Here is an 11,852-nt window from a genome sequence, read left to right as displayed (position 1 = left end):
GGAACACGAGCAAAGACCTTTCTTGTCCTTGCTCTATCGGCGCTTCAAATTGAGAAATTTATGACCGAAAGGCCAGCTTAGGCCGCTCGGCCGGAGACAATTCGCTCAATGGAGGTCCGTGCCTGCTGATTCATCTTCATGATACGAAAGCCATATGAAAAGTGAGGCCTAGCCGCACCAAAGACAGGGTTCTTTTTGACCACAAGAGCGCACACCGAAAAAGGGATAACCCCATCCATGATTTCAAGCTCAACAACGTCACCCTTGCAAATCTCTTCAGACTCGGAGATCAACGCCATTCCGGTGAGACTCATATTCACGACAAAACCCTTAACTGGTTCATGAGACGGACTGCTGGCCAGAATCTTATGTGCCATTGCGGGCAAGGTGGATGGCGTTCTCGTGTGCCGACGCCGCTCACCTGAATCACTGAGGCCCTCTCCGTAGTCGTCATCTTCTTCTTCAACAGGAAGAGATTGGTCGCTGAGACGGTCAGCAAACTCACTGGCCACCTGTCTGGCTTTGTCCTCATCATAGGAGTTAAGATCGAGCTCGATGGTCAAGGTGTGAATTCCTGACTGAGTCATCTCATCAATCATGGTCTTTTGTGTATTTTGATTTATACTCATTCAACCCTCGCGTCCCACAGCCTTATTGAGCAAGGCCTATGCCACGAGACACCCCCCAAATACCCCTTATCCAGACTAGACTCGTGTCAATATGAGACGGCTGATCAGGAACAAGCCAAACCCTCATAAGTTCGCCACTTAGACGCGGGGGCGCTCTTTAGGCCCATGAATTCCCCCTTTGGCAACTAAAACCCCTTGAAATACTCCTTGCACGAACTCAGATAAGTTTCCGTAAAACCAACTCTTTGCTGACTGCAGTGTTCCTGGTCTTGGTTTTTAGCCAGAGCCTGTAATTCGCTTCCAGATTTCCTCTCCTCTCCCCACTTCACCAGACTCTTGCGAAGCTTATCCAACACTCTTTTGTTGCGACCCATGAAGGCATCGCTGGTCTTCAGATTGTCCGTGTAAAAGGATTTGAGTTCCGCCATGATTCCAGCTTTGTCCTCAGGTTTTACTTCAACCAAGTATTTGAGGTACTTGCCTCCCCACTGAATTCGGGTCGCCCGACCTTCAGCCTTTTGGTAAGCCTGTTTATGCCAATCCAAGGCCTCCTGCTTATTCCCTGCTTTGTTCTCCAAGTAGGCAAGGCCTGACATCATGTAATAGGGGTTGAGACCTTTTTCCATTTCGGATTTGAGGATATCCCTGGCTCGCCCTGGCTGACCCACTTCACCCAAGTAATAGCTTACGTCACTCACGACCGCCACTCTCTGTTCCTTCTTGGCTGCGGCTGCCAGCGCTTTTTCGCACTCATCAACAACCGTCTGTTTTTCTTCATCTGAGAGGGGAAAGGACTTTTCGTCAGTCTGTGCCAGATCTATGGCCGGATACAAAGCATTGAGTCTCATATCCCAACTGACTTTAGGTGATTGCAGGATGTTTCTCATCATTCTCTTGTAGTTTTGGCCAAACTCAAGTCTAGCCCTCTTTTCTTTTTCCTCGAACAGACCTGAGTGGATAGAACCAGCCAATCCGGAGAGCTCCCCGACGAGCTCCGGAAGCAGACCCTCCTGTTGAAAAAGCTTTTCCAGCCATGCGAGAAACTCAGCCTTTTGTGCCAGGCTCAATTTCTTCTTTTCCAGTCCCTCGCCGAGCCGTAAACGCAATGAGACCAGGCCCAGACGCGCTTTCTCGGCACCAGAGGACTCGGGAATTTGTTCCTTTAGGCTCCACAAGCTCTCTCCCCATTCAGCTCGCAACTCATCAAAAGCCGGATCTTGATCCCAGGAATAGCGAGACAAGAGGCGCCACTCCTCGGGTCCTGGTTTCCTTGCTCCATTTTTGATTTCCCTCAATAATTCCGGCACTGGCGACAACACGTTGTAGGCATCCTTTAGGACTTCCGCAATCTCGGTGGCCGAGACATTGGTCGACAGACGAACCACCTCTTTACCTGCGGAGTTAAGAACCATCAAGGTCGGGTAACCGCTGGCATTGAGCTTTTCACCCCACAGCTGAGCGCTCTCCGTGTCTCCATCCAAATAAACCGGAATAAAAGAGCTCACCGCCTGCTTAAAGTCCGAATCAGGAAACACCTTAGCCTTTAGGACATTGCAGGGAGGGCACCAAATTGCTCCCCAATAAACAAACAATGGTCGATTTGTTTTCTTGGCCTCGGCCAGAGCCGATTCCATTCCATCTTTGCGCCATTCAATCTCTTGCCGGGCCTGCCACCACGATTGAACTTTTGTGCAGCTCGACAGAGAGAGAACAACAAATGACAGGCTCACAAGAACCGCCCCGAATACGATTGTGGATTTTGCGCTCAGATTTTTCATGGCCGGTATTTAAAGATAGTCGGGCAAAAAAGGCAAGAACCGATCTCCCTAACAGCCCAAATCCCCCGGCGGAACTTGGTCTCGACACAGAGGATAGTAGTCAGAGCAGCGCAGTCGTAGATGAAAGTGATCATCGTGTCCCCGATAAGGGCGCATGCGCATGAGAGTTTCATTGAAAATCCTTTGCTGCCCGCTGTCTTTTGACCAAACACATGCAGCCTCTTTGATTTTTTGGTCGACAAAAATGCGATTTACATAGCCAGTGTCAACCAGGAGCTTGAAGAAGCGCAGATTGCGTTCAAGATCAAAGTCCTCAGCCAATACGCCATCAGTCACGACTGATCTCCAACGGGGCTGGGCATCCAGGTAGGCTATATCCGCGTCCAACCCACTTTGGTGACTTGAATGGCTACCCAGTCGACCTCCCCTTCTTTTGCTCATATCATCAATCTGGATTAGCGACTTCTGATCATATTCCTCGCGAAAGACCAATGCGGATTTCTCCAACAGTCTCACCAGCAGACCTGATCCATAATGATGATCCCGCCGTGGGTTTAGTTTTTCAAAGCCAGGACCTCCTCCGAGTTCAAGGAAATTAGGCCCATGATCCATTTCGGTCAGAGCGCCATCTTTGCGATGGGTATCCTCTTTGGTACACTTTCGTTTCACACACATACCGCTGGCACAGGGCTCAAAGCAAATCGTATAGGGTAAACCCACGCTCTGCCCCCCTTCCTTTAAGTCCATCGCATCCAACTGCAGCATCCCCGAAATTCTTGGTTTCTCTCCCAAGGGGGCTGCAGGCGCTTCCTCTTGACGGACTTCTCCGGAAATCACCGGAACTCCCTGTCCTCCGACCTCTTCAGATTCAGGAGGGGCCTTGACCTCGCCAGGAGAGCCTTCGGACCCCTCCTTGCGCACTTCAACACCCACCTGACTCGATGGAACTCCATCTGTCCTGGTGTCTGCCCCAGGCAGGAGGAGCGGACCCGATGGTTGGTTTTCACCCTTCACCTGAGTTCCAGGCTCTGCATTCCCATCCCTATCTTTCCAGTCGTGAAGATTATCATAGTAGGTCTCTTCAACCCGGTGTCCGACAAATTGGCCTTCACAGCCTTCAAACTCATCACATGGTCCACTCTTGGCCTCAACTCCGCTTCCCGCTCCCGGGCTCTGCTTGCCTGAATTCTGTCCGGTCACTTTGGTGCTGCCATGCCCCTGATACAGAAATTGCTGCTTTCGGTGCTGTCCATTTTCTACATAAAAGACGTCCACATAAAGAACCGAACAGCTACTAAGTTCAAGACACTGACCAATGGCACGCAGAGGGGCTCCATTGGCACTGGGCCTTTCTTCATCCAGATTAAACCGACCCGAATCCTGAATTTCGCCACCGAGGGATATCGGATTGGACCCACTTCCAGTAACCAGTGTCACTTTAAAAGTAACTTCTCGGGAACCCATCTTTGGCGGTTCGATCAGTGGATTTTGAAAAATCACATAGTCGGTTTTTTTGGGCGCGGGTCCGCCTCCAGAGAACCGAGGGCTGGTAGATGGGGCCATCACCAGAGGCAAGGAATCAAAGGCCGCCCGATCCACCTCAACTCCCAACTTCATGTCGATAGGGGCAGGCTCCTGCCCCTGATGGGGGCTTGTTCGACCCTGAGGCCGAGAACGGGGCCCACAGGCTCCCAGCCAGAAGATCAAGGTGCCAAGAATCAAGTAGATCAAGGCCAACCCATGGTTTTGTGGCTTTCTTGGGGGGGGGATTCTACGCAAGCTCATGGCACCATTAAAAGCAAACTCGGGGCCGCCTAAAACCTTGAGAATACCCGATTTTTGGGTCAATTTTGGCTAGACTCTGCGCACCCGACTGCCAATTTACGGCGGCAGGGATGCATTCCCCAGTTGGATTTTAGGCATAAAAAAACCCTCTCCGTATCCGGAGAGGGCGGTATCACAAGAGTGCTGCTTCTCTACTCCCCCTCGAAGGCAACAAAAAAGACAACATCCCATCTCTTGCAATCATAAAAGGAAGACCAAAAGGTGAGCACAACCTACCAGCGCCCACCGAAAGTCGAAATAAACAAATGTGCACAAATGTTCACAATTCAATGTGCGGATGCCTTGCATTTTCTTCCCAGTATTCCCAGCAAGCCATTTGTTGAAGCTGACAAAGCTTCACCTCACTTTGGAAAATTTTTCAGGCATTTTGGTCACTTCTTTTCTAGCTCTAGAGAATTCTTTGCCTTTTTCACGATCTCGACACATAAAGTCACACAGATTCAGGTGAGGTGGAGATGGTCAATGGGCTCAAAAGGCTAAGTGTCCTTAAAAAGATACAGCGGATATTTCTATTTCTCAATTTGGCAAGCCTCTTGTCTCTTCCTGCCATGGCTTATGGATTCCAAGGGCCTGAACAACCGCCCAATCCAATTGTAGCGTATTACCTCCAGGAAAAAGAGGTTCTGCTCCGAGAGTTTTCTGGTGGTGGCGATGTTCTGTTCAATGATAGCCAGGGTTTTAACTACCAAGTCTTCTTTCCATCTGAGCACCCAAACCTGCAGAAACTAATCGACAACATTACAATAGATCTGATGAAGACCAGGGTCGGCAAACAGGTCTGTGCCCGCATCCTCAACCAACAGCCTCAACTGATTGAATCCCATTTGTCAGTCAGCCCTCGCGCCGCTAACATTATTGCCGCCTCCTGCCTGTGGACCTCAGAGCAAACGCAAGGGATGGTGTTTCCCAGTCCAGAAAAGGTTCTCAATAAGTTGAGTATTCGCCCCGCAGGGGGACAAGAACGTCTCTATATGTTGGTGGTGACTGATGCTCCTCACTTCCCTTTTGACTCCTGGACGGACCCCTTCACCAATAATACGGTTTTGCTGGTGAGAAAGCGGCCAGGCACTAATGATCTCAATTACGGATTTCTGACCCAGCTGATTGCTCACGAAATGGCGATCTATTTTGATAGCCGGTATTGGCCGGGTTCTCCAGAATGGGGTCAGGTTGTTCCCAACACACTTCTTGAATCCAATTTTCGTGGCGCCAGCAAGCGCCCCTTATACACCGCCTTGGCTAACCCGCTGATTTCCAATGTTTTTGCCTTTATGCGCGCCTTCCAAGTCGAAAGAAGCATGGTAAACGAGCTGGCTGCAAAGGGTGAAATCTACTTGGCTCCCGAGTATCGTTACTCCACCAGCAAATACCCTTTCCTTGAGAAAACCTGCGATCATTCATGCCTCATTAATTATGTGACTTCCGAAGCAAGGAATCTTCTGCCCTTGTCACTGCCGCTCGTTGCTTTCGCCCCCCACTATAGAAACCGCAAATTAAAGGATATGGTTGAGGGCGTCGATGGTCCTTCGCGGGATAGCACGGCCCAGGCCTTTCAGCTCCTAGCCCAGTGGGCACCAGAGTATATTCAGGACTCACTCAACGGTGATTTTCTTTCTCACCTTCTCAAGATTCCCGATGATCCGGTTGCTGCTGAAAAGCGCGAAGAGGCAAACATCGTCTTTGATTTACTCCTTTTGCCCAAGGATCTCGAATCTCTCGTGCGGCTGTCACAGGACACGGAAAGCGGACCGACGGCGAATCGATTTGAGTTGTTTCGCTTCATGAGTAGTCCTGTGTTAAGTGGATTCAATGTGCGCCTGTCCGGCGGCCCTCGTCCGCGAATTCGTGGAGGTAATGGGCATTTGCCGGAAATTCGAGCTTGGGACAAATTCTATTTTGGCGATCTGAATCGCTTCAGGAGACAGTAAAATGGCAACCGCCGCGTCTCCCGACATTCAGACTTTCCGCCTGGACACATTGAATCTCATTCAATGCGGCAAGCTGAAGGAGGCCAAACGAGCAATTGACTCGTTTCAGGGTAGGACCCATGTGGAACTGCGAATTTTGGAACACCTGCGGGGAGTGGTGGCTGAGTTCTCAGGAGACCTGGAACAGGCTTATCACACCTACTTGCTTGCCATTGAGAAACATGGGGAAAATATTAAGCTAATTGCTGACCTGGCTGGTGTTTGCTACCAGCTGGATTTGATGGCCAAGTGGCGGTTTTATCATCAGAGGGTTTTGCACCACCTCGATGAATTTGATGCTCAACTGAGCGTAGAGTCCAAAGTCGTTTGCCGATTGGGCGCGGGCAAAAACATGGAGGAGGATGGCGACCTCATTGGCGCCTTGGATCTCTATGAACAGGCCTTTAATCTGAGTCGTTCAGTCGAAGACTTCGATGCCCGCCAGTTTCTATACTTGAGAGTTTTGCCACAGGTCGTGAGATTGCGGTCCCAGTTCGCTGAGGCCGACAAACTAGGCCTCTATTACACGGAACTTATCAGTCTACAACGGGCAGAATATCCCAAATATCTGGACGTGGAAATCCAACACAGTCTGATGCTGGCTGAAATCAATTTGATAGGCCCTCATCACGCCTGGGCTCGGGTGAAGCTGGTGCTTGAAGACACAAGCCTAATGGAGTCAGACCGTCGCCTCGTTTATTTTGATTTTCTGGAGGAGATGTTGATCCGAGGCCTGCCATTGACCGAGGACATGTTTGCATTTTCCGAATTGCAAAAATCCGGCGACTCCTTTGAACAGGAGATCGCCCTACTCGCCTTTGATCCTCAGCGCCGGCGGGATCTGGGGGAGCTTTCAGATCTTGCGGCCGTCCTCTCCTGGAGTTGCTATCTGCGTATTATGATTCTTTACTTCAGCAGTACCGAGGACGAGAGACTGGCCCAAGAGCTGCGCAATAAAATCAACCTCATCTTGAGTTCATTGGGAGCACAGTCTAAGGCCTTTTGGCTCAACCGCATGCGACCCTATATGGCTTCTGATGATTTGACTCTGAACTTCTCCCGCGAGAAGAGAACCATTGCCTTCCAGAACAAGGAGCTTGACCTGTCTCGCAAAAAGGGAATGTTGTTACTCCTTGACGCCATGACTGAAAACAATGAGCACAGTGTAGACGAAGTCATTCAATTATTGTGGCAGGACAGCTACTCGCCGGAGAATTACCACCGCCTGCGCATGACTGTTCATCGTCTCAACCAACTTCTTTATGATTTAACAGCGATCCCTAAAGTGCTAGAGGTCAGTGCCGACAAAGTCAGTGTGAAACCTACTGTTTGCCTGGAATCCATTTCAGTTTAAATGTTGGGATCTTTAGATCGTGGGTTTAATAAAAAGGACGATGTGAAGCATCCGTGCTTCAGCATGTCTTCCTGCCTAACATCGCCCCCCCACGAATGTAATCGTAACTTTTTTCCTCAACCAGGCAACTTGTTTTTACAAAAAATGAAGGTTTTGTTTTTTTCTGTATTTGAATCCCCCATGGTGACTGAGTCTTCCGTGGAACACAGCGTGGAACCCTTGATAGCAAAGGCTTTTGAGTGGTCTTCGTTTTGAGTTGAATTGCCAGGAATTGTTCGCCACGCGTTAAGTGGTGCCCAAAAAAAAGGCCAAGAGGAGGTCCCTTGGCCTAAGGATAACGGCTAATAAAGTTGGTCACTCATTGTTGTTATGAGGTGACCACCTCCGCCTTGGAATTAACACCACGTTTATCCATAGGCATCACCTCCTCTCGCGGTTCTATCGAACCAATTTACTTCACTATAACCGAGTCCATGACTTCCTCCTAGCTCTCTATTTTTATGCTTACCAAAACCCCAATTTATAATTCCCAATTCGAGAAAACAGCTCTTGCACGATGGCTCTGTATTTGAAAAACTGAACGCCGCTCAGAAAGGCAGGACCTTTGTCGGAGACCTTGGAACCACAGCAACTGGAATCACGACAGCCCGCTCCAAAACAGCACACCTTAATTGATATTGAAAGCGGCTTTCGACGCCGTTTTGGCTTGGAGTTTTTTCGTCGTATCCCGAGTGAACCGGGGGTTTATTTTTTGAAGGACCGGACTCGTCAAATTCTCTATGTGGGAAAATCAAAAAATCTCCGTCAACGACTCACTTCTTATCGTTACCTGCACAAAAGGGAAGGGGCCCGCAAGTGGCGAAGACTACTTGAGCAAGTCTATGCCGTCGATTGGTCGGTCACTGCCAACCCGAAAGACGCCGAGTTATTGGAAAATCGGCTGCTCAGGGAACTCAAACCACCCTTTAACACCATGAATACAAGACCGGAGGGCTACTACTATTGGGGTGTGGCCTGGTTTGACTCCAATCTCTCATTGCTATTACGTACGCAACAGAGTGAAGTCGCTCGCCACCGGGTGTTTGGCGCTTTTCGCGGCCGCCAACTCTGCCAGCGGGCTCAGACGGCACTCATGCGCCTGTTTCATTGGACACTTTTGCCAGGCGCACCTCTGCCTCAACCCCTTAACAGACCCTTAGCCCTCTCTATGGAGAAGTTGGAGTGGAAGGGCTCACCGCTACCGGAGGGGATTAGAGGTTTTTGGGCTTTCCTCCTAGAAAATTATCTTAGCGGCCGGGACGACAGCCTGATTTCGACCTTTTCCGATCACCTAAAACGCACGGAAAACCTATTCAGCGAGGCTTTTTATTTGCGATGGCTTGAGGAAGATCTGGAAACACTTAAGCAGTTCTTTCGCCTTGGCCCTCAACGGATTTTTCAAGCCCGACAGGAATTGCGGCTGGGGGACGGACCGATTGCCCAAGACCAGGTGGATGACTTGTACACCCACCTGGCACATTCGGAGTTTCAACAGATTACTGGCGACAGAAGTCATGCCACTGATTGGCATCCTCAATAATCATGTTACCGTCGCCGTTGGTTTGGTTTCCGGGCTGGGCGCTGCCGAACCCGGCGCCCGCATTATTGGTGGCCGTCACTTCGCTGGAACCCTGACAGGCCATAACCTTGATGCGCCCGCCTCCGCCGGCGCCCGCGTTGGCGTCCCCATTACCACCATTGGCACTGAGAGTGAATGCGCCCGCACCGAGACGGACAATTTCTTTGGCAAAAATATTAATCGTTCCACCTCCGCCACCACCACTGGTGTTGGCACTGACAGTTCCGGCTCCACCATCGACCACAAGCGTGGCCCCGGAAGAGGTCACAGCAATTTTACGTGCCGCAATCATTATGGCGCCGCCACCGGTTCCGCCCGCGATGGCTCCTGCTGATCCACCGCCACTGCCCATGATCAAACCAAAACCTCCGTCGCTGCCTCCATCATTACCACCCATTCCACCATTGGCTCCTGTGCTGGCGTTACCACCATTGCCGTAACCGCCTCCTCCAGCACCATGGCCACCACCATCGCCCTGACCACCGGTTCCGGTGTTAGTACTGGCACCCATCAGGCCGGACCCATCAACACTGGCGACGCCACCATAACCAGCATTCATGCCGTTGATGTTGGCGTTTAGGTTCATGGTTCCATTCACGCGAATGGGCAGAATTCCACCATTCATGTAGGTTGAAAAGGAGTCCAAAAACACCAATCCGTTAATGGTGAGATCTCGATACTGGAGAACTTTCACCACCTGGATGCGGCACATATTTGGAGCGCTAGCCGCATTTGCCAAATAGGCGGTGCTGGCAGAGTCAAGAAAAGTTCCTTTGCTAATGTATATGGAACCACCGCCGCCGACAATCACCCGAGCAAATGCCTGCATTCCAGGGCTGATTTCTTCACCGTTCCAGTAGCCACAGTCTCCCGCCTGGCGATAACCGGAAACATGAATAAGAACTTCATCTCCAGGGGCAAAACTGCCATTGACTGACGACAGGCTGAGCCCGGTCGATTCAACCGGCGATGTGGATGTCCCATCCAAACGAGCGTAGCTCGCCCCCATAGTTGCTGAAGCCGTGCCAGAGGCGATGGTAGCATCGGTGGTGCCGACACCATAACTCATCATTTGTCCGCAATCGCCTGAGCAATCATTTTCCACATACTCGCTCATGTAATGACGCTGCCCTTGAGGGCCAACAAAATAGGGGCATACGGCCAGTCTGAAATTGTGGTGATTATTGTTGTCCACTGGAGGCATCCCTCCTGTTCCACCAGAAAACACATAGCTTTCCGCCGTGCCGCTCAGCTCACCCACTGGATTCATCCCCTTCATCGTCAGCTCTTCATTGCATGGCGGATCCTCGTCACCGTGGTCGCCATCATCGCTATTCCAGTTGTTGTAACCAGCAAAGACAGTTGCCCCATGCACGGCCACACCCCCCACTTCGGGCAAGTACTTCCAGTTCAGAGTAATCGCATTGCTGCCGTTGAAGGATTGAGCGGAGTAGCCTCCCCACTTTTCAAAGGGGCGAATCAAGCGAAAGGGACCCCGCATACCAAAGGGACCGTCATCCCACTCACGCATTTGCTGTGGATAAAAGCGTATGCGGTTAAGTGCGTCCATATCACAAAGGCCACTCTGGTGAATGTCCGTATAGGACCGGGCCACCCCGCCAGCCACCTGACGTATATCAGTCGCAGCCGGGCTATGAGAGGGACCTTTAAAGACCAAATTGGCTGTCAGAGTGTTGTCGTTGAACATATACGGAATCGCTTCTTTCACGTCGGGGAAGCACACTTCATGTCCTGCAAAACTCGGCCCATTGCCGTTTGAGAAAAAACCAATGATTAAATCCCGTTCTGCATCCTCTTCCGGCCCCTCGCCCGGATCCCACTCAGGGTAGTAGGATGCTGGCTTGGTCACCTTGAGGACGTGATTGCCTGTAGCCGCAAAGTTGGTCAGATTCACATTGCTAAACACCGGTGTCCCGTCGAGCATTTCATAAGTGAAGTCCACGTTGTCGAGAAGGAAGATGTTAAACCACCCGTTGTACATCTCTTCCTTGGTGACTGCCATACGTGGTTTACCATTGGGCGGCTGAAAATAGCCAACCATCACTCCCGTCGGGCCACCAGTAGGCGAATTGTAGTAGCGCCCTCCCGCATGGCCTTCCTTAGTGACTGTTGCTCCCAAAAAGCTGGCATTGATCTCCACAAAGACATCGCCTCCAGCAGACGTGTCCACTACGGTATCGCCATAGCTAAAACGCAAGACATCGCCCGTATCTACAAAGACTCCCAAATACTGAACCATCACCACGCCCTTGGGGATAGGCTGATGCATATTGTAATGGTCGAGAACAAAGTCCAAGGTGTCCGTAGTCCCAGTGGTACTGATCATATTTTCCAACTGGTGATGATCAATTTCTTTCACCATTGGCAAGCCCGCACCTGCTCCGGTGCGGATATTGAAGATGACCACTTCCAGCTCCATGACACTTTGTCCGGTATTGATCGAAGAGGGCATGGAGAGGCGCAGGACAGCGTCCCGGTCCACATCGCGGGTACAAGAGAAGGTTCCAAAGCCCACCACAAGGGGCATGGCTGCGGCCAGCAAAGCCCGGATCCGGGTCTTAAATACGCTTTTCATTTTGAACCTCCCATACGTGCCACTGATTACCCTATCGGCGAGCTAAGTTGGCGATTGTAGGGCTT

At 50.9% G+C, this 11,852-nt stretch carries 7 protein-coding genes; 3 read left to right on the top strand and 4 right to left on the bottom strand.

Going from position 1 to position 11,852, the window contains the following annotated elements:
- Positions 1-77: 77 nt before the first annotated feature.
- From H6624_04305 to H6624_04295, 3 genes are all read right to left on the bottom strand, one after another.
- Positions 78-629, bottom strand: a complete 552-nt coding sequence (locus H6624_04305) for a PilZ domain-containing protein (protein ID MCB9083538.1) — start codon at positions 627-629, stop codon at positions 78-80.
- A gap of 185 nt (positions 630-814) precedes the next feature.
- A complete protein-coding gene (locus H6624_04300) occupies positions 815-2,359 on the bottom strand; it encodes a thioredoxin family protein (GenBank protein MCB9083537.1) in 1,545 nt (514 codons plus the stop codon).
- 96 nt (positions 2,360-2,455) lie between these two features.
- Positions 2,456-4,024, bottom strand: a complete 1,569-nt coding sequence (locus H6624_04295; protein MCB9083536.1) for a penicillin-insensitive murein endopeptidase — start codon at positions 4,022-4,024, stop codon at positions 2,456-2,458.
- Between the two features lie 683 nt (positions 4,025-4,707).
- Here H6624_04295 and H6624_04290 point away from each other — a divergent pair.
- The 3 genes from H6624_04290 (at position 4,708) to H6624_04280 (ending at position 9,152) form a co-directional block, all read left to right on the top strand.
- Positions 4,708-6,180: a hypothetical protein gene (locus H6624_04290; GenBank protein ID MCB9083535.1), complete on the top strand. Its 1,473-nt coding sequence runs from the start codon at positions 4,708-4,710 to the stop codon at positions 6,178-6,180.
- A 1-nt stretch (position 6,181) separates the two neighbouring features.
- A complete protein-coding gene (locus H6624_04285; GenBank protein ID MCB9083534.1) occupies positions 6,182-7,573 on the top strand; it encodes a hypothetical protein in 1,392 nt (463 codons plus the stop codon).
- Between the two features lie 616 nt (positions 7,574-8,189).
- Positions 8,190-9,152, top strand: coding sequence for a nucleotide excision repair endonuclease (locus tag H6624_04280; GenBank protein ID MCB9083533.1), 963 nt, complete (start codon positions 8,190-8,192; stop codon positions 9,150-9,152).
- On the opposite strand, the gene H6624_04275 is transcribed toward H6624_04280, so the two are convergent.
- Positions 9,109-11,787: a hypothetical protein gene (locus H6624_04275; GenBank protein ID MCB9083532.1), complete on the bottom strand. Its 2,679-nt coding sequence runs from the start codon at positions 11,785-11,787 to the stop codon at positions 9,109-9,111. The genes H6624_04280 and H6624_04275 overlap by 44 nt on opposite strands.
- Between the last annotated feature and the right edge of the window lie 65 nt (positions 11,788-11,852).

This window comes from Pseudobdellovibrionaceae bacterium (assembly GCA_020635075.1).
GTDB lineage: Bacteria > Bdellovibrionota > Bdellovibrionia > Bdellovibrionales > UBA1609 > JADZEO01.
This window is presented reverse-complemented; position numbering and strand designations above follow the sequence as displayed.